The 21,580-nt window shown below is 64.1% G+C and carries 22 protein-coding genes and 2 tRNA genes; 10 read left to right on the top strand and 14 right to left on the bottom strand.

Annotation, left to right across the window (positions count from 1 at the left end):
- Positions 1 to 112: 112 nt before the first annotated feature.
- The 3 genes from QYL91_RS14555 to QYL91_RS14545 all read left to right on the top strand — a co-directional run bounded on the left by QYL91_RS14555 (position 113) and on the right by QYL91_RS14545 (position 2,768).
- Complete coding sequence (locus tag QYL91_RS14555) at positions 113 to 2,077, top strand: 3-hydroxyacyl-CoA dehydrogenase/enoyl-CoA hydratase family protein (RefSeq protein ID WP_302081217.1); 1,965 nt, start codon at positions 113 to 115, stop codon at positions 2,075 to 2,077.
- A gap of 145 nt (positions 2,078 to 2,222) precedes the next feature.
- Positions 2,223 to 2,328: transfer RNA gene (locus QYL91_RS14550), tRNA-Glu, on the top strand.
- A 149-nt stretch (positions 2,329 to 2,477) separates the two neighbouring features.
- A complete protein-coding gene (locus QYL91_RS14545) occupies positions 2,478 to 2,768 on the top strand; it encodes a hypothetical protein (RefSeq protein WP_302081216.1) in 291 nt (96 codons plus the stop codon).
- A gap of 2 nt (positions 2,769 to 2,770) precedes the next feature.
- Here QYL91_RS14545 and QYL91_RS14540 read toward each other — a convergent pair whose 3' ends face one another.
- Both QYL91_RS14540 and QYL91_RS14535 read right to left on the bottom strand, forming a co-directional pair.
- A complete protein-coding gene (locus tag QYL91_RS14540; RefSeq protein WP_302081215.1) occupies positions 2,771 to 3,061 on the bottom strand; it encodes a cupin domain-containing protein in 291 nt (96 codons plus the stop codon).
- Positions 3,058 to 3,291 carry a DUF2249 domain-containing protein gene (locus tag QYL91_RS14535; protein ID WP_302081214.1) on the bottom strand — a complete coding sequence of 78 codons (234 nt, stop codon included), beginning with the start codon at positions 3,289 to 3,291 and terminating at the stop codon, positions 3,058 to 3,060. The genes QYL91_RS14540 and QYL91_RS14535 overlap by 4 nt, the downstream gene beginning before the upstream one ends.
- A gap of 216 nt (positions 3,292 to 3,507) precedes the next feature.
- Here QYL91_RS14535 and purL point away from each other — a divergent pair, with 216 nt between their 5' ends.
- A complete protein-coding gene (purL, locus tag QYL91_RS14530) occupies positions 3,508 to 5,652 on the top strand; it encodes a phosphoribosylformylglycinamidine synthase subunit PurL (protein WP_302081213.1) in 2,145 nt (714 codons plus the stop codon).
- Positions 5,653 to 5,667: 15 nt separating this feature from the next.
- Here the strand turns inward: purL and QYL91_RS14525 are convergent, their stop codons facing one another.
- Positions 5,668 to 6,849: a thiolase family protein gene (locus QYL91_RS14525; RefSeq protein WP_302081212.1), complete on the bottom strand. Its 1,182-nt coding sequence runs from the start codon at positions 6,847 to 6,849 to the stop codon at positions 5,668 to 5,670.
- A 96-nt stretch (positions 6,850 to 6,945) separates the two neighbouring features.
- Here QYL91_RS14525 and QYL91_RS14520 point away from each other — a divergent pair, with 96 nt between their 5' ends.
- Positions 6,946 to 8,052 (top strand): DUF7115 domain-containing protein, encoded by a 1,107-nt coding sequence (locus QYL91_RS14520; RefSeq protein ID WP_302081211.1) that lies wholly within the window; start codon positions 6,946 to 6,948, stop codon positions 8,050 to 8,052.
- Between the two features lie 16 nt (positions 8,053 to 8,068).
- Here QYL91_RS14520 and QYL91_RS14515 read toward each other — a convergent pair whose 3' ends face one another.
- Positions 8,069 to 8,422 (bottom strand): DUF5830 family protein, encoded by a 354-nt coding sequence (locus QYL91_RS14515; RefSeq protein WP_302081210.1) that lies wholly within the window; start codon positions 8,420 to 8,422, stop codon positions 8,069 to 8,071.
- A 59-nt stretch (positions 8,423 to 8,481) separates the two neighbouring features.
- Here QYL91_RS14515 and QYL91_RS14510 point away from each other — a divergent pair, with 59 nt between their 5' ends.
- On the top strand, positions 8,482 to 9,135 hold the full coding sequence (locus QYL91_RS14510) for a TVP38/TMEM64 family protein (protein ID WP_302081209.1): 654 nt from the start codon (positions 8,482 to 8,484) through the stop codon (positions 9,133 to 9,135).
- Here the strand turns inward: QYL91_RS14510 and QYL91_RS14505 are convergent, their stop codons facing one another.
- The 4 genes from QYL91_RS14505 to QYL91_RS14495 are packed head-to-tail and all read right to left on the bottom strand — an operon-like array spanning position 9,136 to position 15,267.
- The gene (locus QYL91_RS14505) at positions 9,136 to 11,280 is read right to left on the bottom strand and encodes a hybrid sensor histidine kinase/response regulator (protein WP_302081208.1); all 2,145 of its coding nucleotides are present in this window, start codon (positions 11,278 to 11,280) and stop codon (positions 9,136 to 9,138) included.
- A gap of 52 nt (positions 11,281 to 11,332) precedes the next feature.
- A complete protein-coding gene (locus tag QYL91_RS18150) occupies positions 11,333 to 11,452 on the bottom strand; it encodes an HVO_2523 family zinc finger protein (RefSeq protein WP_303655790.1) in 120 nt (39 codons plus the stop codon).
- A 29-nt stretch (positions 11,453 to 11,481) separates the two neighbouring features.
- The gene (locus QYL91_RS14500) at positions 11,482 to 12,117 is read right to left on the bottom strand and encodes a rhomboid family intramembrane serine protease (RefSeq protein WP_302081207.1); all 636 of its coding nucleotides are present in this window, start codon (positions 12,115 to 12,117) and stop codon (positions 11,482 to 11,484) included.
- Positions 12,118 to 12,123: 6 nt separating this feature from the next.
- Complete coding sequence (locus QYL91_RS14495) at positions 12,124 to 15,267, bottom strand: adenosylcobalamin-dependent ribonucleoside-diphosphate reductase (RefSeq protein ID WP_302081206.1); 3,144 nt, start codon at positions 15,265 to 15,267, stop codon at positions 12,124 to 12,126.
- Positions 15,268 to 15,644: 377 nt separating this feature from the next.
- On the opposite strand from QYL91_RS14495, the gene QYL91_RS14490 reads away from it, so the two are divergent.
- Positions 15,645 to 15,842, top strand: coding sequence for a DUF8029 family protein (locus QYL91_RS14490; RefSeq protein ID WP_302081205.1), 198 nt, complete (start codon positions 15,645 to 15,647; stop codon positions 15,840 to 15,842).
- Positions 15,843 to 15,850: 8 nt separating this feature from the next.
- On the opposite strand, the gene trpG is transcribed toward QYL91_RS14490, so the two are convergent.
- The 4 genes from trpG to trpD all read right to left on the bottom strand — a co-directional run bounded on the left by trpG (position 15,851) and on the right by trpD (position 19,762).
- On the bottom strand, positions 15,851 to 16,447 hold the full coding sequence (trpG, locus tag QYL91_RS14485; protein WP_302082877.1) for an anthranilate synthase component II: 597 nt from the start codon (positions 16,445 to 16,447) through the stop codon (positions 15,851 to 15,853).
- Between the two features lie 71 nt (positions 16,448 to 16,518).
- Complete coding sequence (trpE, locus tag QYL91_RS14480) at positions 16,519 to 18,123, bottom strand: anthranilate synthase component I (protein WP_302081204.1); 1,605 nt, start codon at positions 18,121 to 18,123, stop codon at positions 16,519 to 16,521.
- On the bottom strand, positions 18,120 to 18,767 hold the full coding sequence (locus tag QYL91_RS14475; RefSeq protein WP_302081203.1) for a phosphoribosylanthranilate isomerase: 648 nt from the start codon (positions 18,765 to 18,767) through the stop codon (positions 18,120 to 18,122). The genes trpE and QYL91_RS14475 overlap by 4 nt, the downstream gene beginning before the upstream one ends.
- Positions 18,764 to 19,762 carry an anthranilate phosphoribosyltransferase gene (trpD, locus tag QYL91_RS14470; RefSeq protein ID WP_302081202.1) on the bottom strand — a complete coding sequence of 333 codons (999 nt, stop codon included), beginning with the start codon at positions 19,760 to 19,762 and terminating at the stop codon, positions 18,764 to 18,766. Before trpD ends, QYL91_RS14475 begins: the two co-directional genes overlap by 4 nt.
- Positions 19,763 to 19,924: 162 nt before the next feature.
- Between trpD and QYL91_RS14465 the strand changes: the two genes are divergently transcribed.
- The 3 genes from QYL91_RS14465 to QYL91_RS14455 all read left to right on the top strand — a co-directional run bounded on the left by QYL91_RS14465 (position 19,925) and on the right by QYL91_RS14455 (position 20,915).
- Positions 19,925 to 19,999, top strand: a tRNA-Val gene (locus QYL91_RS14465).
- Between the two features lie 125 nt (positions 20,000 to 20,124).
- Positions 20,125 to 20,598, top strand: coding sequence for a hypothetical protein (locus QYL91_RS14460; RefSeq protein ID WP_302081201.1), 474 nt, complete (start codon positions 20,125 to 20,127; stop codon positions 20,596 to 20,598).
- Between the two features lie 44 nt (positions 20,599 to 20,642).
- Positions 20,643 to 20,915, top strand: a complete 273-nt coding sequence (locus QYL91_RS14455; RefSeq protein WP_302081200.1) for a hypothetical protein — start codon at positions 20,643 to 20,645, stop codon at positions 20,913 to 20,915.
- Position 20,916: 1 nt separating this feature from the next.
- Here QYL91_RS14455 and QYL91_RS14450 read toward each other — a convergent pair whose 3' ends face one another.
- Both QYL91_RS14450 and QYL91_RS14445 read right to left on the bottom strand, forming a co-directional pair.
- Positions 20,917 to 21,258: a glutaredoxin family protein gene (locus QYL91_RS14450; protein ID WP_302081199.1), complete on the bottom strand. Its 342-nt coding sequence runs from the start codon at positions 21,256 to 21,258 to the stop codon at positions 20,917 to 20,919.
- Between the two features lie 63 nt (positions 21,259 to 21,321).
- A complete protein-coding gene (locus QYL91_RS14445; protein WP_302081198.1) occupies positions 21,322 to 21,567 on the bottom strand; it encodes a BolA family protein in 246 nt (81 codons plus the stop codon).
- Between the last annotated feature and the right edge of the window lie 13 nt (positions 21,568 to 21,580).

Below are 21,580 nucleotides of genomic sequence, written 5' to 3'. Positions count from 1 at the left end.
CACTCCCCAAGCTCAGTTAGTGTTTTCCGAGGCTGATAAACTGGCGTCGGGTTGTCTATGTCAGAAAGAAAACGTTCAAAACCTGGGCGCGCAACCACTGTAACGTTGAACCATGGAACTCGATGACATAGACACTATCACGGTGCTTGGCGCCGGCACTATGGGCCACGGTATCGCAGAAGTTGCTGCACTCGCGGGATACAACGTTCGCCTCAGGGACATCGAAGAGGAGATTGTCCAGGACGGCTACGACCAGATCGAGTGGAGTCTGAACAAACTCGCCGAAAAAGAGATTATCAGCGAGGAGGACCGCGACGCCGCCGTCGAGAGTGTCACACCGGTCGTCGACCTCGAGGAGGCAGTCGACGACGCCGATGTGGTCATCGAGGCTATCATCGAGAACATGGACATCAAGCAGGATGTCTACCAGGAACTCGACGCGGCCGCCCCCGACCGCACCATCTTCGCCTCCAACACCTCCAGCCTCTCCATCACGGAACTCTCTGAAGTGACGGACCGACCCGAGCAGTTCTGCGGGATGCACTTTTTCAACCCGCCCGTCCAGATGGACCTCGTCGAGGTCATCAACGGGAAACACACGTCCCAGGAGACGACGGACCTCATCGCGGAACTGGCCGAGGCGATGGGCAAATCGCCCGTCCACGTCCGCAAAGACGAGCCTGGCTTTATCGTCAATCGCATCCTCGTCCCGCTGATGAACGAGGCTTGCTGGCTCGTCGACAGCGACGTTGCGACCATCGAAGAGGTCGACTCCACCACGAAGTACGACCTCAATCTCCCGATGGGCGCGTTCGAACTCGGCGACCAGGTGGGCAACGACGTGACGCTGCACGTCCTCGATTACATGCACGAGGTACTCGGCGACGCCTACGAACCCTGTCCGCTCCTCCAGCGGAAAGTCGACGACGAGGAACTCGGGAAGAAGACTGACAAGGGATTCTACGATTACGAGAACGGCGGCGTCGACATTCCGATGGACGCCGGCCGCGAGGACGTCGAGAATCGCCTGCTGGCGATCATGGCCAACGAGGCCGGCAAACTCGTCCAGAAGGACGTCGCGCCCGTCGAGGACATCGACGAGGCCGTCAAGCTCGGCGGTGGCTTCCCCGACGGTCCTGCCAAGATGGCCGACAAGGCCGGTCTCGATTCCCTTGTCGAGACCCTCGAAGAAGCCCACGACGAGACCGGACACGGCCGGTACGAGCCCAGTGAGGGACTCGAGGCAGCCGCCGAGGACGGTGGCTTCTACGGTGGCAGTGACGAGGAGACGGTCAGCTTCGATACGATTCGCGTCGAATACCCGTCCGAGAACGTCGGCCAGGTCGTGCTCGACCGCCCCCAGCAGATGAACACGGTGACGCCGGAACTGCTCGACGAGTTCGGCGCTGCGCTCGACGAACTGGAGGCCGACGACGACGTGCGCGCCGTCCTCGTCACTGGCGCGGGCGACCGAGCGTTCTGTGCCGGTGCTGACGCGGTCGGTATGGCCGGCAGCGCCAACCCAATCGACGCCATCGAGCTCTCACGACACGGCCAGCAGACGTGGGGCAAACTCGAAGAGCTCTCGATGCCCGTCGTCGCCGGAATCGACGGCTACACGCTCGGCGGTGGCATGGAAATGGCCACCTGCGCCGACATGCGAGTCGCCACGGAACGGTCGACGTTCGGGCAGCCAGAACACAACCTCGGTATCCTCCCCGGCTGGGGTGGCACGCAGCGACTCAAACACCTCATCGGCGAGAGCCGCGCAAAGGAGGTCATCTTCACCTGCGACCACTACGACGCCGAGACGATGGCCGACTACGGCTTCGTCAACGAAGTCGTCGACAACGACGAACTCGAAGAGCAGGCGCTCGGCCTCGCCGAGGACCTCGCCGCCGGCCCGCCGCTGGCCCAGGAGTACACCAAGAAGGCGTTCCTCGCCGGCCGCGACGACACCGAAGCGGGCCTCGAAGTCGAGGCCCAGGCCTTCGGCCACCTCATCGGCTCCGAGGACTTCCTGGAGGGCGTCTCCAAGATGCAGTCCGACGAAGACCCAGAGTTCGAAGGCAAGTAAGCGCAGACACCACGATTCCGACCCTCTTTTTCCGTAGCCGCGTCGTCCCACCTGCAGTACTGCGGTGTCGAATCACATGACAGCGCGTACCAACGGACTTCCGAAAGACAGGGTTTATTACTGCCAGGGTCACATTCTCGAATGCGCTCGGTTGGTGTAGTCCGGCCAATCATCTTGGCCTTTCGGCGAGCAAGTCAACGCGACTGTTCGGAAGACAGCCGAGGACCAGGGTTCAAATCCCTGACCGAGCATTTTCAGGAGAACAAAACCACACAGCAACGCTGCATGCGGTTCCGAACACATTCGGGACAGGTGTTGGCCCGACGCAGGCCGAACCGGCGACTATGCTAGCAGTCGGGTACGAAACTGGAAAGACGAGAGACATGGTGGTGACTTCGATATGAGTGAGACAGGCGTCGACGATGGGGCCGACCCGGATGTCGAAGACGCGACGGCGCGAATCCGAAACCGGGGAAGACGAATCCGGCACGCCGAACAGGAACGCGCCCTGGACCGCCTGCGTGCGCGCCGTGACCTGACCTCACGAGAGGTGGCGGTCGTCCGCGAGTTGGCGCGCCGTCTCACGGAGTCGATACTCGCAGTGCCAGAAGCGCACCTCGAGGCCGCCCAGTCCGGGAACGTAGACTCGGAGTCTGTGGCTTTGGCGATGGAACTGTTCGGCGACGAGTAACGCTACTGGTCGGTGAGCACGACCAGTGCCCGCGAGTCTTCTCGTGCCTCGACGGCGATGTCGGCGTCGCCGTCGAACTGCGCGACTGACCCGGCAGAGAGCGTCGCCGTCTCCTCGCCGACGGTCAACTCGATGGCACCCTCCTGTACGACGAAGAGAATCCACTCCCCTGGGTGGGTGTGTGGCGGGACGCTGTCGCCGGCTTTCAGGCCGAGATGGACCGTTTGGGGGTCCTCAAAGACCGGCGTGCGGCCGTCGGCGTCGAACTCTGCGAGCGTTGCGGTCTGTATCACTGTTTGGGGAGCGTGGCGACGAACTCCTCGTCGTCGCGCTGTTCGACGGCGTAGTTCTCGGCGTCGAACGCTTCGACCTCGGCTTTCATCTCGTAGAACAGCGGCCGCGGCTCGTGGTCGTTGATTATCTGGAGCGTCTCGCCACTGTCGAGCGCCGCGAAGGCGTTGTGAATCTTCGGATGGCGCTCGGGTGGTGGCACGTCTCGCAGGTCGAGTGTCTCTGCTGGCATACGGGTGACCTTTCTCTTCCATCTCCCAGTCCCCTCTCCCGAACACGTTCGGGGTGGCCGTAGCCCGCGTCGGCTCCCACTGGCAGACGAGACAGTGGCCGGTATATCACCGTCTCTGAGGCGATACTCACGGTTGGCTCTGACTGGACACTGTCCGCGGGAGAGTTCAGTTGCGCATGGAAAGGGATTTAGCCGGCCTGTGGCAAGGACGCAGTAATGACTCTGGCCGATTCGGACCGTGAACTCATCGAAGCGGAACTCGGCCGCGAACCGACGCCGGCCGAGGCCGCGCTCTTCGAGAATCTCTGGAGCGAACACTGCGCGTATCGCTCCTCACGACCGCTCCTCTCTGCGTTCGAGTCGGAGGGCGAGCAAGTCGTCGTCGGCCCCGGCGACGACGCCGCGGTGATTGCGCTTCCGACCGACGAGGACAGCGAGGACGTCTACATCACGATGGGTATCGAGAGCCACAACCACCCCTCCTACGTCGACCCCGTCGACGGCGCCGCGACGGGCGTCGGCGGTATCGTCCGTGACACGCTCTCGATGGGTGCCTACCCCATCGCGCTCGCGGACAGCCTCTATTTCGGTGATTTCGACCGCGAACACTCCCGCTATCTCTTCGAAGGGGTCGTCGATGGCATCAGCCACTACGGCAACTGCATCGGCGTCCCGACGGTCTCGGGAAGCGTCGCGTTCCACGACGATTACGAGGGCAACCCGCTCGTGAACGTCTCGTGTATCGGCCTCATCGACGACCCGAACCGTCTAGTGACCGCCGTCGCCCAGGAACCCGGCAACAAACTCGTGCTCGTCGGCAACGGTACCGGTCGCGACGGCCTCGGCGGAGCCTCCTTTGCCAGCGAGGACCTTTCCGAAGACGCCGAAACTGAGGACCGCCCCGCAGTGCAGGTGGGCGACCCGTACACGGAGAAGCTCCTCATCGAAGCCAACGAGGCACTCCTCGACGAGAATCTCGTCGAGTCGGCGCGTGACCTCGGCGCTGCCGGTCTGGGCGGTGCAACCTCCGAGATGGTCGCCAAGGGCGGCCTCGGCGCCCGTATCGACCTCGAGCGGGTCCACCAGCGCGAACCCAATATGAACGCCCTGGAGATTCTCCTCGCCGAATCCCAGGAGCGGATGGCCTACGAGGTCGACCCCGACAACGTCGAGCGCGTCGAAGAGATTGCAGAGCGATACGATCTTGGCTGTTCGGTCATCGGCGAGGTCACCGAGGGCAACTACGTCTGTACCTTCGAGGGCGAAACTGTCGTCGACGCCGACGGTCACTTCCTCGGGGAAGGCGCGCCGATGAACGACCTGCCTGCCGAGGAGTCGACCCAGCCAGACCGTGACCTTCCGGATATTGACGTCGCCGATGCCGTCGAAACCGTCGTCGGCAGTCCGAACTGCGCCTCGAAACGCTGGGTCTACCGCCAGTACGACCACGAGGTTCAGGTCCGGACCGCCCGCCGTCCCGGAGACGACGCCGCAATCCTGGCCGTGCGGGAGGCAGAAACCGGACTGGCTTACTCGGCCGGCGCAGACCCCAACTGGACCGACGCCGCACCGTACGAGGGTGCCCGCGCTGTCGCACTGGAGAACGCGACCAACGTCGCTGCGAAGGGCGCGACACCGCTTGCGGCCGTGGACTGTCTCAACGGCGGCAATCCGGAGAAGCCGGACGTGTACGGCGGCTTCAAAGGAGTCGTCGACGGTCTCGCCGATATGTGCGAGACGCTGTCGGCGCCCGTCGTCGGCGGGAACGTCTCGCTGTACAACGACTCCCCGACCGGTCCGATTCCGCCAACGCCGACGCTTGCCTTCGTGGGCACGAAAGACGGGTACGACTCACCACCGCTCGAACTGGCCGGTGAGGGGTCTCTGCTCGTCGTCGGCGACCTGCCGCTGGCCGACGAAGCGGAGGCGCGACTCGGCGGGTCGGAGCTGCTCGCACAGGAGGGCGGAACGGACCGCTTCCCCGAACTCCCCGACGAGCCGGCCGGCTTCGTCGAGACACTGGCTGAGGTGGCGGATTTCGAGTCGACACTGGCAACCCACGACGTGAGTCATGGTGGCCTCGCGGTCTCGCTTGCAGAGATGGTCCACGAGGACTCCGGTGTCGACGTGTCGCTGCCGGACGCCGCTCACCTGTTCCACGAACAGGCCGGTCGCGTCGTCGTCGAGACGAGCGACCCCGATGCAGTTCGTGATTCCTTCGAGGGTATCGCGCCCGTCGTCGAAATCGGCACAGCAGACGATAGCGGAACGCTGGACGTCGACGTCGGCGGAACCGAGGTCGAACTCGCCGCCGGAGCGATTCGGGACCTGCGGTCGGTCATCGAGCAGGAACTCGACTAATTGCCGAGTCCCCTCTCAGATGTTTTCGACGAGTGTCGCGATACCCTGTCCGAAGCCGATACACATCGTACAGAGGCCATACCGGCCGTCACACGCGTCCAGTTGGTACGGGAGTTTTCCGAGGAGTGCCGCGCCGGTCGCGCCGAGCGGGTGGCCGTGGGCGATAGCGCCGCCCCAGACGTTCGTCCGTTCCCAGTCGGCGCCCGTCTCGGCCAGCCACGCGCCGATGACAGAGGCGAAGGCTTCGTTGACCTCGAAGCGGTCGATGTCCTCGACGGACAGTCCGTTCTCGGCGAGTAACTCGTCGGTCGCCGGAATCGGACCGGTGAGCATCGTCATCGGGTCGACACCGACGACGTGAGAATCCACGATTCGCGCGATGGGGTCCCAGCCGTGTCGCTCGCAGGCCGCACCCGATGCGACCAGTGTTGCCGCCGCACCGTCGACGATGCCCGACGCGTTGCCGGCGTGGACGACGCCGTCGCCTTCCTCGCGCACGACCAGCGGCAGGTCACTCAGCGTCTCCATGTCGGTCTCTGGTCGCGGGTGTTCGTCCCGTTCGAGGACGATTCCCTCGCCGTCGAGTGTCGTCTCGACGGGGACGACCTGTTCGTCGTGGTGGCCGGCGGCGTCTGCCTCGCCCCAGCGGTGCTGGGAGTCGACGGCAATCTCGTCGCAGTCTTCCCGCGAGAGGCCCCACTCCTCGGCGATGCGCTCTGCGCCCTCTCCCTGCGTGGTCAGTTCCTCGAAGTGCTCGAAGTACGTCTCCGAGACGCCGGTGTCGTCGGCGTAGCTGTTTTGCTCGCCGGGCGTGTCACTGCCCAGCGGCACGCGCGTCATGTGTTCGACACCGCCCGCGACGAGGACGTCGGCCATACCGCCCCGAATCTGGCCAGCCGCGAAGTTGACGGCCTGCTGGCCCGACCCGCACATCCGGTTGAGCTGGACGCCGGGAACGTCTTCGCCCCAGCCGGCGACCATCGGCGCCAGTCGCCCGATGTTCAACCCCTGTTCGTCGACGGGGCCGACACAGCCGTAGATGGCGTCTTCGACGGTTTCTCCACCGTCGAATCCGTTGCGCCGCTCCAGTGCCAGCAGTGGTTCGGCGGCCAGGTCCTGGGGGTGGGTGTCCCGGAGTGACCCATCCCGCTTGCCAAACGGCGTCCGAACCGCGTCGACGATGTACGCCTCCTGCATAGGTCTACCAACGACGGCCTGTGGGATGACTGTTCGGCCGCTGGTCGCTGGTCGACCAGCCCGCGGATTTATACCTTCGCACGGGAACAACCCAGCATGGAAATTCCGAACCTCGTGCGGGAACGCCTGGATGGCGAGTCCATCGAGGCGACGGTCAACCTCGGTGACGAGGACGTCATCTGCGTGACGCCGACACGGACGATCCTCTACCGGGGAGAGGGCCTGTTGAGCGACGAGTCTGTGTCCGCCTACTCTCACGACGTCGAGCGCCTGAACCTCTCTGTCGGGCGGCGAAACGCGAAGTTCAGCCTGACATACGTCGACGGCACGAAGGAGTTCAAGGTACCCCGGGACCGGGCAGAGACGCTCTTGCAGATTCTCATGCAGGGTATCCTCCGTGTCGCCGGTGTCGCCGGGGACGACGAGTCCGTCGCCGGGGTCTTCCAGTTTAGCGAACTCACGCTCGTGGTCACCGAATCGCGCCTGGTCAAACACATCGGCACACCCGTCTGGGACAGCGACTTCGAAGTCTTCGACTACGACGACGTGACTGCGCTCGACTTCGAGGAGGGGAGTGTCGCGACACAGATAATCCTCACCGTCGACGGCCGGCCCCAGCGCATCAAGGCACCGTCCGACGAAGCACCACAGGTCGAGCAGGCACTGACACAGACACTGTGTGCCTACTACGACGTCGACTCGCTCGAGCAACTCGCAGCACAACTCGGCGAGCAGACAGACGACGCCGACGCCTCGACCGAGGACTCCTCGACTGCCTCGAGGGGGCTCGAACTCGACGACGGTATCTCGCCGCTCGTCAGTTCCGAGAGCGACCCTGACAGCGCCAGTGAGTCGGCGAGTGGCGGCGACTCGTCGCTGGACCAGTCCGACCAACCGTCGGCACCTGCACCGGACGACTCGGGGCAGTCGTCGACAGCGACCGGCGGGGAGCAACGACAGTCGGGACCGTCGCCGGGCGACCCGACGACGGGAGCGGCTGGCGGGTCGCCAGACCAACCGGTCCCACCGACCGACACCGGTGGCGTCGACGATGCGGACATCGATGCAATCAAAGAGCAATTGTCGACGCTGACAGCGGCGGTCAAACGCCAGAACCAACTTCTCCGCGAGCACAGCGAGCGACTCGAGGAAAACGACGAGAAAGTCGACCAGCTCATCGAGGAACTCCGCCGCGGCCGGTGAGTTTCGGACGGCCCCGTTACTCCCGGCCGGTCACTTTTCGGATACACGACGAGCCAAACGGGCCGTGTTCGGCGGCGTCGAACTGGATGAAATGGCCCGTCGAGATGTCGGCGCCACAGCGCTTGCAGGTGAACTCCCCCTCACGCTGAACGACTTCACTGTCGAAACTGACGTAGACGCCGCCGCTGGGTCTGACGAGGCCGTCCTCCCGGTCGAGGAGTCCCCGCATCTCCGCGGTGTCGAGAATCTCGCGGGTGAGATGTGGGTCCGTCGTGATCGTCTCCACCCGGTCCATCGCGTCACTGAGCGGTAGCTCCTCGCACTCGAGGTGGGCGAGTAGTTCCACGCCGAGTTGCACTCGCTCGTCCACACGCGCAGTTCGGCGACGACCACAAAGAGTTTGCCGGCACGGGTTGGAAATAGTTGTAGATGGAGCGTGCGACTCGTCGGCAGGTTCTCGGGATGGCCTGTTTGGGTGCTGTTGCGCTCGTAGCGGCCGTGCTGTTCTCGCCGGCCGGCGTCGTCACGAAGCTAGAGCATCTGGCGACACATCCCGGACAGTTCGCGCTGGCGCTGGTTGCGGTGTATCTCGTCCGTCCATTCTTGTTGTGGCCGGTCAGTTCGATTGCGCTCGTGCTGGGGTACGTCTACGGACCGGTCGTCGCCGTCCCGATTGCCATCGCCGGTGCGGCCGTCTCGGGGTTGCCACCCTTCGCCGTCGCCCGCTATGTCAGAAGCGACGTGGGACTGTTTGGCTCTGTCGCCGACACCGGCCGGCGGCTCACGGATGCGGTTGGAGAGACCCGCGGCGTGCTCGTGGCGCGACTCTCGCCGATTCCCGGCGACCCGATTTCGTACGCCTCGGGTCTCTCGAACGTCTCGCTCGGGGCCTTTCTGACCGGGACGCTCTTCGGTGAGGTCCCGTGGGCGCTGGTGACGGTGCTGGCTGGTGATTCGATGCGGACGCTGTCGGTGACCGGCTTCACGCTCAGTCCGGCCGCGGTGCTGGCAATCGCGGGTCTGGGCGTCATCGTTCTCTCCGGACCGCTGTACAGCCGCCTCCGGGAACCACAGCCCGAGTAATCACCCCGTCTGGAACTCGAACCGTGCGCCGCCGTCCTCGCTCTCGGTGACGACGACCGACCAGCCGTGGGCGTCGGCGATGCGCTTGACGATTGTGAGCCCGAAGCCGGTCCCCTCGTTGTTGGTCGTGTAGCCGTGGTCGAAGACCGCCGCACGCTTTTCCTCGGGAATCCCCGGGCCGTCGTCTGCGACGTAGAATCCCGCTCTGTCTGCCAGGTCGTCGACAGTGATGGTCACGTCGTCTGCGCCGTGCTCGACGCTGTTGTGAAACAGATTCTCGAGGAGCTCGCGGAGCCGAGCGGGGTCGGCTTCGACGGTCGCCGAGACGTCGCTTTCGAGCGTCGCCTCCGACGCCGTGACCGATTGCCAGGCGCGCTCGACGACACTCCACAACGAGACCTGCTCTCGCTCCCCGACGGTCTGTCCCTGTCGTGCGAGCGTCAGCAGGTCCTCGATGAGATTTTCCATCCGCGTTGCCGCGTCGGCAATCGTTTCCAGTTCGTCGCTGTCCTGACTCTCTCTCAGCATGTCGACTCTGCCGAGGATGACGTTCAGTGGCCCCCGGAGGTCGTGGGAGACGACACTGGCAAACTGTTCGAGACGCTCTTCGCGTTCCTTTCGCTCCTCGATGTCGCGGATGGTGCCAGCGGTTCCCTGGAAGGTCCCGTCTGCCGTCGGCAGGAGCGCGATGTGGACCTCGCAGGGAATCCGGTCATCCTCCCGCGTCTCGACGGTCACCTCGAAGGTCGTCGCTCGCCGCTCTGGGTCTTTGAGCAACAGCCGAATCTGGTCGCGCCCGACATCGACGCCGTCCGCGCCGAAGATACTCCGGATGTGGCTCCCGATCATCGTCTCCGCGTCGTACCCGGTCATCTCCTCCATCGCGTCGTTGACGAAGGTGATGGTACCGTCCTCGTCGAGAGCGTACACCGGGTCGCCGACGGCCTGGACGACCGTCTCGTAGCGCTGGAGTTCCGTCTCGCGTTCCTGTCGCTCGGTCACGTCACGCCCGACGCCGACGAGCCGGGCGTCACCGTCGCTGTCGGTTATCACGGTCCCACGAAACTCGTGGGGGATGCGCGTTCCTGTGGCGGTGACGATGTCGGCCTCGACTGTGATGGTACCGTCAGTTGTCGTCGCGATTGCCTCCTTGACCCGCCTGTGGTGGTCTGGCGCGATGAGCTCTATGACCTGTATCGTCGCCAGTTCACTCTCCGCGTAGCCGGTCCGCTCCGGGACGTGGTCGTTCCAGCGGACAAAGCGCCCACTCTCGGCGTCGACGACGAAGAACATATCGTCGAGTGCGTTGAGCGCACTCTCTGTGAACTCCCGCTCTGCCTGTAACTCCTGTTCGCGGCGTTTCCGCGGCGTGATGTCGGTGATGAATCCTTCGAGGACTTCCTCGTGGTCGCTGTTTTCGACGAGTTGCCCTCGCTCCCAGCACCAGCGCACCTCGCCGTCTGCTCGCCGGATGCGGTAGGTCACCTGGAAGGTCTCTTCGCCGTCGAGCACTCGCTGGACTGCGTCCCACATCTCATCGCGGTCGTCGGGGTGGAGAATCTCCTCGCCCCAGTTGACCGCGCCGGATTCGAGCTGGTCTGCGGTGTAGCCGGTCAACTCCTCACAGCCGTTGCTGACCGACTCCATCGGCCAGCCCGGTTCGTTCCGGCAGCGGTAGGCCATCCCGGGAAGGTTCTCGACGAGCGTCGCAAACCGCCGCTCGGTCTCGGCCTGTCGTACTTTGGCGCGCCGTTCGCTGACGGCACGCTCAATACGATTCGCCAGGACCGTGTACTGTTCCGTTGCCGTCCCTTTCTGGAGGTACTCGGTGACGCCGGCCGAGATTGCTTCGCTCGCTATCTCCTCGGAGCCTTTCCCGGTAAAGAGGACGAACGGAATGTCCGGGTGGGTCTCCCGGACGGCACGGAGCAACTCCAGTCCGTTCGTACCGGGCATGTCGTAGTCGCTGACGATGCAGTCGACGGGACTCTCGTCTATCAGTTCGAGCGCTTCGTCGGCGCCGCCGGCCGTCATTGCACTGATGCCGTCGTGTTCGCGTTCGAGAAACTCCGCGACGACGTCTGCCAGTTCGGCGTCGTCGTCGACGACGAGAACCTGCATCTGTTCGACCGACCGGGGACTCATTTCTGTGTGATAGCTTAGCGATCGATATAAATGACAGGGGGATACCGCTACCTCAGTAGAACGTATCCGAGCAGTCGAAGACCACGCCGTGTTGCGGGCAGACGTACTTGCAGTGGCGCCGGTACATCGGCTGGTCACACGCCGGACAGGGCCGCCCGCCCTCGTCTGTCATACTCCGAGACAGTGCCGGCAGCCACTTTGCTATTGTGCTCGGCCGCGAACGACACCGAACCAGACTCCCGCGGCCATCCCGCCGGCGTGACCCAGCGGTGCCGTGCCCGTCGTGAAGACGATGCCCGGAACGAAATCGTTGGTCAGGATGAGCACCCCGATGAGACCGCCGGTCACGGCAAACAGTTTCTCGATTGTCGTGACTGCCGTCGGGTCGTGGCGGTAGCGTGCGGCCGTCGTCGTCGTAAAGAAGGTGACAAGCCCCAGTGCAGCCCCGCTCGCACCGAGTGTCCCCAGTCCGGCCAGTCCGTTCAGATATTCGACGAGCTGGGCGACTGTGCTCGCATAGCCAGCGAGGACGTAGAAGGCGAAATACGTCGCCGGCTCCAGTGTCTCCTCGACCAGCCCGCCGTAGACGACGATGACCGACAGCGAGGTCAGCAGATGCGAGATGCTCCGGTGTGAGAACGGTGCCATCACCCAGCCCGGCGAGGGCCGCAGGTGCGCGAGAAAAATATACTGCCAGCCAGCAGCGCCAAGATGCCACCAGACGAACAGTTCGAAGACGAAAACCGCGAGCAACAGTGTGATGACTCCGAGTGTCACACGCTTTGTCGCCAGCCACCGAAGCCCGTCACGCGCCGGATTGGCGTCGGTGGCTGCCATTCCCCGTTAGCACTCCGACCAGCCACAGGACTCGCAGGTCTTGCAGCCTTCAGAGTAGTACAGCGAGAGTGACCCACAGTCGGGACACTCCGGATTCTCGCCAGCCTCGATGAGTGCTTGCTGGTCGTCACTCGTTGCTTCGCCGGCCGCTGGGTCGGCACTCGCGACCGCACCGCCGTCGGTCTCGGGTCCGGTGGTGTCGACCGTCGCCTGCCCGTCTGCCGATTGGTCGGCCTCTTCGGCGGTCTCTTCGAGCGTCGCCTGCTGTGGGTAGGCTCGTTCGACGTCGCCTTCGAGGTAGCGACGCATCGCGGTGCCGATGGCGTCCGGGATGGACTGAATCTGCTCGCCTTTGTCCCAGGCGACCTTCGGCGACCGGATGCCCTGGAGTTCGTCGGCGATTTCCCACGGGTCGACACCCGCGCGAAGCGCCGTCGAGATGGTCTTTGCCAGCGCCTCGGTGAAGGAGGCGGTAAAGCCACCGGAGTTGCCGATGTTGGCGAAGAGTTCGAACGGTCGCTCCTGTTTAGGGTCCTCGTTGATGTTGACGTAGAGTTTCCCGTAGCCGGTGTCGATGCGCTGGGTGACGCCGTGGAGCACGTCCGGGCGGGTCTGCTTCTGGGCGAACTGCGAGCGGTCGCCGTCGACGCTGCCCAGAATCTCCTCGACTTGCTGGTCGAGCACTGCCTCGACCTCGTCGCTCTCGACGAAGGCTTCGATGCCGCCGAAGACCTCCTCGATTTGCTCGACGAGCGTCTCTGCGGCCTCTGCCTCGTCTGCGAACTCGGCGTTGTCCGCACGCGTGGTCAGCACCTGCTTCGACCGGGTGCCGTCGCGGTAGTAGGTGACGCCCTTGCCACCGTGGTCGTAGACCCACTCGAAGACTTCCTTTGCGTCTTCGGTCGTGGAGTCGTTCGGTGCGTTGACCGTCTTCGAAATCGCCGAGTCGACGCCCGTCTGACAGGCCGTCTGGACGCCGGCGTGTTCCTTGGCCGAGAGCGCGCCGGTCGTCACGAACAGTTCGCCGATAGCGTCCGGGACCGTCGAGAGCCCTTCGACGCCGTTGAACTCGTTTGTGGCCATCTGCTCCTGGGCCTCTTCTTTGACGGCGTCGACGTCGATGTCGTTGTCCTCCAGCGTCCGGAGGAAGTAGTCGTCGAACTCGACGAGCATCTCGTCGCCCTGCACGTCGTCGGAGACGTTCTTGTAGTAGGCGACGTTGTAAATCGGCTCACAGCCGCCGGTCGTGTTCCCGACCATCGACGTGGTCCCGGTCGGTGCGATGGTCGTCGTGTTGTGGTTGCGGATGGCAAAGCCGTCGGCCCACTCCTCGGCGTCGAGGCCGGTGTGGTGTTCGAACCACTCCTCGTATTCGGTGGGGTCGGCGTACTTCGAGTTGTCCCACTCCGCGAAGGAGCCACGCTCTGTCGCGAGTTCGTGGCTGGTCCACTTGGACTGATGGTTGATGTGGGACATCAGCTGCCGGGCCGTCTCGTTGGCCTCGTCGCTGCCGTATTTCATGCCCAGCTGGATGTACAGCTGTGCCAGTCCCATGATGCCCAGTCCGATCTTGCGCATCTCCCGAACCTTCTGTTCGATTTCGGGGACCGGGAAGTCGGACATCGTGACGACGTTCTCGAGGAAGCGCGTGCCGAGTTCGATGCGGCGGTTGAACTCCTCCCAGTCGATTGCGTCCTCGAGGAACGCGCCGATAGCCGCCTGGAGGGTTCCGTAGTCGTCGAGGTTGTCCTCCGACCAGACGCGCCAGTCGGGCGCACCCTCGGCGGCCAGCGTCGAGAGGTTGATGTGGCCGAGGTTACAAGCCTCGTACTCCTCGAGTGGCTGCTCGCCGCAGGGATTGGTTGCGAGAATCTGGTGGTCGGGGTGTTCCTCCACGTCGAAGGAGTGTTTCTTGTTGACGCGTTCGAGGTAGATGACGCCCGGTTCGCCGTTCTCGTGGGCGCCCTGGATGATGCGCTCCCAGATGAGTTCCGCGGGAATCGAGAGCACTTCGCCGACCTCGACGTGCTCGCCGAGGTCGAACATCTCGTAGAGCTCTTTGGTCTGTTCGGTGGCGATGTGTGGCTCTTCGGTCCGCGGGTTCGTGAACGTGAACTCCTCGTCGTTTTTCAGCGCCTCCATGAACGCGTCGGTGACGCCGACGGAGATGTTGAAATTCGAGAGATGTCCCTCGACGGCGTTGCGAAGGTGCTTCGGGACGCGGCCCTCGTCGTCGATGAGTTCACGCGACTCCTCGAGTGCTTCGGCAAAAGAGTTGTGCGTGTAGTCGTCGGGGTCGTTCAGGCGCAGGGTGTGGGCCAGCGAGACGTCCTTGTTCTTGGCGTGGATGAACTGGATGACGTCCGGGTGCGAGACGCGCATGACGCCCATCTGGGCACCGCGGCGGGCACCGCCCTGTGCGATGGTCTCGCACATCTGGTCGTACGTGCGCATGAACGTAATCGGACCCGACGCGATACCGCCGGTCGAACCGACGGGGTCGCCGTAGGGCCGGAGCTTCCAGAAGGCATAGCCCATGCCGCCGCCGCTCTGGAAGACCTGTGCGGCCTCCTTTGCGGTCTGGTGGATGTCGTCGATGTCGTCGGCAGGCGAGTCGACGAAACAGGCAGAGAGCTGCTGGAGTTCGTCGCCGGCGTTCATCAGCGTCGGCGAGTTCGGCATAAAGGAGAGATTCTCCATCAGGTCCTGGAACTGCCCGGCGATAGACTGGACGTGGTCCTGCACATCGTCGGGTAGCTCGGGGACGATCGTCTCGTAGGCGAACTTGTTGACGTTGTACTCCGAGAGCGTCGTCGTGGTGTCGGTGTCGACGGTCGTGCCCTTGCCGAAGACTTCTGCGGCGAGTTCGTCACGGCGCGGGTGGTCGGGCTTGAGCTGGTCGGGCGACACCTCGATGTCGATGTCCTCGTTGCGTGCCTCGAACACTGCCTCGGCGAGTGCGATGTTCTTGGCGACGCGGTCGAACAGGTCCTCCTGCTGTTCGACGAGGTCCCCGTTCGAATCTTTGCGAAGGTAGCGAGCGGGCAGGATGTTGTGATACGCGTTGCCGGTCAGACGGTCTTCGAGGGTGTCCCCCTCGACTCGTTTGATTGGCAGGGTGAGTTCGTCCGCGCCGAGCTCGGAACTCATACGCGGTCACCTCTAGTGGTCGTTCGTGTGGCGATACTCCGTCGCTGGCGTGGCCCCTTTCCTCTCATTTGTAACGAAAGACGTGTTCGGCTGGGTCCCAAATAACCGTTTGGGTCTGCGGATTTTCTGTGTTGTGGCGAAGATGTCACTATTCTGCTTTGTCGAGCCACCAGACTCCCGACTGGTGGAGTGGGCGTTACGGACTGAACTCAGGTAGTCCACCCTCTTAATGGATGGCAGACCGGAGTGGAAGTGAAACTCGCCGCTCCCGACACGCAAGACTGCGCCCGAAAATCCACTCGAAACCATCGGGGGTTTTGACTGGAGATTCGGGCCACGAAGCTTATGCTTCGTCCGGTTGTCAGGTTCATCTAGTAATGGTACTTCCAGTCACCGCGGTCCCGCTCCAGCCGCTCGTGTCGCTGCCCGCGATTCTCGTCGGTCTGGTCGTCCTCGCGCTTGTCGTCCTCGTCGGTCGAGTGGTGCTGGCCGTCGCGTGGCGACTCGTCCTGATCGCGCTGGCTATCGGCCTCGGGCTCTGGATTCTCGGCATCCTCGGATTCAGCGTGCTGTAGCCGGCGCGCTACCGGTCCACGCTCGACAGGAAGTTCCGAATCACGTCGTGGCCGACTGCCGTCAGGACGCTCTCGGGGTGGAACTGCACGGCTTCGATGGGATATTCGCGGTGGCGAATCCCCATGACCAACTCTTCGCCGTCGACTTCCGTGGTTGCCGTCACCTCGAACTCCTCGGGAACCTCTGTGGCGACCAGTGAGTGGTATCGGCCGCCCTGAAAGCCCTGGTCGAGCCCCTCGTAGACGCCCTTTCCGTCGTGGTCCATCGGGAACGCCTTCCCGTGGATTGGTTCGGGGGCTCGCCCGACCGTGCCACCGTAGGCGTAGACGGCGGCTTCCAGTCCGAGGCAGACGCCCAGCGTCGGGACTTCGGGGCTGACCTCGCGGAGCACGTCGAGTGTCACACCGACGTCACGCTCGTTTTTCGGGTGGCCCGGCCCCGGCGAGATGATGATTGCGTCGGGGTCGAAGGCCAGCACGTCCTCCATCGAGGCGGTGTTGCGGACGACCTTGGTCTCGGCATGCTCGCTGACGTACTCGACGAGATTGTACGTGAACGAATCGAAGTTGTCGATAAAGAGCACGCGTGGCTGGTCGGTCGGCATCGACGGTCCGTCACCGGACTCGGTGGCGCTTTCCGGGTGGTCCGTGCCGATAGACTCCCCGTCGCTTGAACTCATCGTGACACCTCCTGTCTCGTTGCTGGCCCGTCGGCTTCGATACGCTCCAGTGCCGTCAGGACGCCATCCATCTTCTTCTCGGTCTCCTCGTACTCCGAGGTGGGTTCGCTGTCGGCGACGATGCCGGCGCCCGCCTGGACAGTGATGCGCTGACTCTCGTCCGCTTTGATGTCGTCCTCTACTGTCGCCGACCGAATCACGATGGCGAAGTCAGCGTCGTCCTGCCAGGAGACGTAGCCGACGCCGCCGCCGTAGGGTCCACGCGGGCTCCGCTCGAGTTCGTCGATAATCTCCATGGCCCGAATCTTCGGCGCACCCGAGAGCGTCCCGGCGGGGAACGATGCCCGAACGGCATCGAAGGCGTCGTACTCTGCGGCAAGCGTGCCGGTCACCGTCGACTCGATGTGCTGGACGTGGCTGTACTTGAGGACGTTCATGAACTCCTGGACGCGGACGCTGCCCGCCTCGGCGACGCGGCGCACGTCGTTGCGCGCCAGGTCCACGAGCATCGTGTGTTCTGCTCGCTCCTTGCCGTCGGCGAGCATCTCGCCGGCCAGTCGGCGGTCCTCGACGGGCGAGTTCCCGCGCGGGCAGGTCCCCGCGATGGGGTTGGAGACGACGTGGCGGTTCCCGACGGAGACGAGCGTCTCCGGGCTGGCTCCGACGATGGTCAGGTCGTCGTACCCGAGTAGGTACATGTACGGCGAGGGGTTGACCGCCCGCAGCGCCTCGTAGAAGCCGAGTGCATCGACCTCGCCGTAGAGTTCGCGCGTGCGTGAGATGACGCCCTGATAGATGTCGCCGCTGTAGACGTACTCCTTGGCCCGCTCGACGGCCGCCTCGTAGTCGTCCTGTGGACCCGCTACCTCGCGCTCGCAGTGGAATCCGCCGGTGTCCGGGGTCGCGGCGTCGGCGAGCAGGTCGGTGACTCGCTCGGCCTCGGATTCGAGCCGTTCGTACACCGCGTCCGGGTCGTCTTCGTCGCGAACGACCGGCGTAAACACGAGCGAAACGGTCCCTTCGGCGTGGTCGAACACGACCGTCTTCGTCGTGAGGACGAACTGTGCGTCGGGGTATCGTGAATCCGGCTGGGAGACGCCCACCTCGTCGAGCCAGAGGTCGTAGACGGCGTCGTAGGAGAGAAAGCCAACGAGGCCGCCATCGAGGTGCTGGCGCTCGTGTGCCTCGAACCCCCGCAGTTCGACGTCGGGCATCGCCGCGCGCAGACTGTCGAGCGTGTCGCCGCCGTTCGGGTCGAGCACGTCCGCATATCGGTCGTTCAGCAGTTCGATGTCCGTCTCGTCTCCGTCGACAGTGACGACCGCCTCGGGGTCGTAGCCGACGAAGGAAAACCGGGCGTGGCGGTCGTCGCCACTCGGGGCAAAGGCTCCGTCCGGGTCACTGGACGCGACCTTCTCGGCACTTTCGAGCAAGAACGTGTAGTCGTTGCCGTCAACGTCGCTGGTGCGCCCGGTCAGTGCGGCGTAGGCCGCCAGTGGCTCGACGTCGCTGTCCAGCTCGGCTGCGACACGGACCACCGACGGCTGGTCGCCGTCGGCCAGTTCCGCGAAGGTCTCGCGGTCGACATCGAGACTGCTCACGCGTCGACACCTCCGGAGGCGAGAGTGGTCGCACGCGCGACGAAGGTGGCCATCGCGTCGTGGTCTTTGACACCGCCCGTCTCCTCGACGCCGCTTGCAGTGTCGACGGCGAACGGCTCGACGGTCTCGATTGCAGTCTGGACGTTCTCGGGGGTCAGCCCTCCGGCGAGGACGACCGGCGTGTCGATGTCCGCGACGAGTTCGCGGGTGCGCTCCCAGTCCTGTGTCTCACCGGTGCCACCGCCGCCCTCGCTGTCGACGGAATCGACGAGCAACGCGTCGGCGGCGTCGGCGTAGGCGGCGAGGTCGGCGTCGGGACCGACAGCGGCCAGTACTGACCCGTTCACGCGTGCCCGAAGGCCGCCGACGTATTCGGGTGCGAGCGTGCTGTGGACCTGAATTGCATCGGCCTCCACTTCGTCTAAGAGCGTAACGGCATCTTCGACGGAGTTGGGCATCGTTACCAGTACTGTGGTCACGAACGGCGGCACGCCGTCGACGAGGTCTGCCGCGCGCTCGGCGGTGATTTCGCGGGGTGTCTCGACGTCGACATCGACGATAAAGCCCACGGCGTCGGCACCAGCCGCGACGGCGGCGTCACGGTCCGCTTCGCTCGTGATACCACAGAGTTTGACCCGCGTCATGCTGTCTCGCACAGTTCTTCGAGTTTGGTCTCGGCCGCACCGGAGTCGATAGCTTCGCCTGCCCGTTCGACGCCCGCTTCCAGCGAGTCTGCCTCGCCCGCGATGTAGATTGCGGCACCGGCGTTGGCGAGGATGATGTCTCGCTTGGCGCCGCGCTCGTCTCCGGTGACGATGGCGCGCATGTCCGCGGCGTTCTCTTCGGGTGTGCCACCCGCGACGGCCTCGATGCCCGCCTGGTCGAGGCCCAGGTCCGCCGGCGTCAGCGTGTACTCGCTCACGTCTGCGCCGTCGATTTCGGCCACGCGCGTTTCGCCGTGGATGCCGATTTCGTCCAGGCCGTCGCCGTGGACGACCATCGCGCGCTCGATGTCCATCTGCGCGAGCGCCCGGGCCAGGACCGGGACGAGGTCGGGGTCGTAGACGCCGACGACCTGAGCGTCCGCGCCGGCGGGATTCGTCAGCGGGCCAAGGACGTTGAAGACGGTGCGCATCCCCAGTTCTTTGCGCGGGCCGATGACGGCCTTCATCGCCGGGTGGAAGACTGGAGCGAGCATGAAGCCGATGCCGTCCCGTTCGATGGCTTCCTCGACGGCAGAAGGTTCGGCTTCGACGTTGACACCGACTTCTTCGAGTACGTCGGCGCTTCCCGACGAGGAGGACACCGAGTAGTTGCCGTGCTTTGCCACGGGCACGCCGGCCCCAGCGGCGACGATGGCGCTGGTCGTCGAGACGTTAATCGTATTGTAGTCGTCCCCACCGGTGCCACAGGTATCGACCAGTGGCTCCCTGTCGGGTGTAATCGTCCGGGCGGCTTCACGCATCCCCTCGGCGAAGCCCGCTATCTCCGTCTCAGTCTCGCCTTTCGCGCGAAGCGCCGTCAGCAACGCCCCGATCTGTGCCTCAGTTGCATCCTCGAAGACGGCCGTGGCAGCCTCCCGTGCCTCGGTCTGTGTCAGGTCCTCGCCGTCGGTGACGCGCTCGATGTATCCTTGCATTTGAAATCACCAATGTACGTTTCCGGGTTGTAATGAACACAATCGTACAACGACTTAAGCGTGTCGGCTCAGCGGGCAATTCCAGGGAGGGAAGCGGGATAGGAATTCGAAACCTTCAATTGTCCCTGCCATCAACGGTTGAGTGCAGTCGCAAGCCAGCGAGGGTTTGTGGTCTAGGTTGGTTATGACACCTCCTTGACATGGAGGAGGCCGGCAGTTCAAATCTGCCCAAACCCATGAAAAATTTTCAACGGTTTTTTCGAATGCCGTTCTCTCACCCACAGAGGCAGGTTTGTTGGCGATTGGTAACTGCCGACTAGTCCTGCCAGCGCGTATTAGGGGCTCCAGACCAACTGTCGGCTATGGTCGTCGAACTCACTGCACCAGAGGCGCTCCCGGCTCGACTGGTCGTCGGTGCCATCGCCGGGTTCGTCGCGACGCTGGTGATGGACGTGCCGATGGAGCGCCTGCCGGAGGGCGAAACGTCGTATCAGGTCGCCGCAGGGGTTCTCTCGGGTGAACCGCTGGACTCGGCACCGGACGGGCTGGCAACGGCCGTTCACTACGGTGCGGGGACGGTCAGCGGAGTCCTCTTCGTCGGGGTGACGGCTGCCGCGGATCTGCTACTTGGTGGCGCGCCGTCGTTCCTTTCGGTCATCGTCGCCGTCGTCGTCCAGTTGCCGATAATGATTGTCTTTTTCTCGTATCTCGTTCTCGTCGTCTACGGTCAGGTCCCGGCGGAACGTGTGCCACAGGTCCGCCGCGACTGGGCGCTCTCGGCGTCGGTGTACGTGGCGGTCCTGGTTGCCCTGACCGGGCCGATGGCACTGTTGTAGTCCGCTTCGACGCTTGTTTGTAACTCGGCCGAGTATGGTCCGGTGTGACCGACACTGACGACGATGTCGAGGACTATCTCGACCCGGAACTCGACCCGACACCGACCGAATCGGACGGGTGGTTTCCGTCGCTGTTCTCCGTCGGCGGGCTGGTGGTCGGCCTGCACTTTCTTGCCGCAGGTGCCATCCTCCCCGCTGCCTGGAGCGCACTCCAGAGCGGCGCACACGCCCAAGCGGGCTTTTACTCGATGCTCTCGGCGCTGATGATTGCAGCCGGCTTCGTCGTCGGCCGTATCGCGAACCGCCGAGTCGACTGAGTTACGCGTTCAGCGTCGTGGCGAGTTCGCCACGCTCCTGGAGCTGTTCGAGAATGTCGCTGCCGCCGACGAACTCCCCGTCGACGAACGTCTGTGGAATCGTCTCGCGGTCGCTGTGTCGGGCCAGTGCCTCCCGGTAGTGGTCGATTCCTTCCAGCACGTCGACCGTCTCGACGTCCTCGCGGTGTTGCTGGATGAGTGCCACCGCCTTTCGCGAGTAGCCACACTGGGGCATCAGTTCGGTTCCTTTCATGAACAGGACAACCTCGTTTTCCTCGATTGTCGTGTCGACTTCCTGCTCGATTTCCTCGGGGTCGAACTCCGCGCTGGGGTCGAATGTCATAGCCACTCATTGGGTGGGCGTGAGTAAAGGGATTGTGCCTGGCGCAACTTCCAGTGTGGCGGGTTAGCTCTCGTACTCGTCGGGCGTGTAGGCACGAATCTCGATTGCGTGGATGTCGTCGGTCATGTGTTCGCCCAGCGCGTCGTAGACCTTCTGGTGGCGGTCCACGAGCGTCTCGTCTTCGAAGGCCGACGAGACGACCTCCGCCGCGAAGTGTTGGTCGTCGTCGGGGTCACGCGGTGTCGTCACTGTCGCCTGGGCGTCCGGGAGTCCGTCCTCGATGAGTCGCTCGACGTCGGTCGTGTCCATACACTACGACAGG

Source organism: Salinibaculum rarum, assembly GCF_030505615.1.
Taxonomy (GTDB): domain Archaea; phylum Halobacteriota; class Halobacteria; order Halobacteriales; family Haloarculaceae; genus Salinibaculum; species Salinibaculum rarum.
This window is presented reverse-complemented; position numbering and strand designations above follow the sequence as displayed.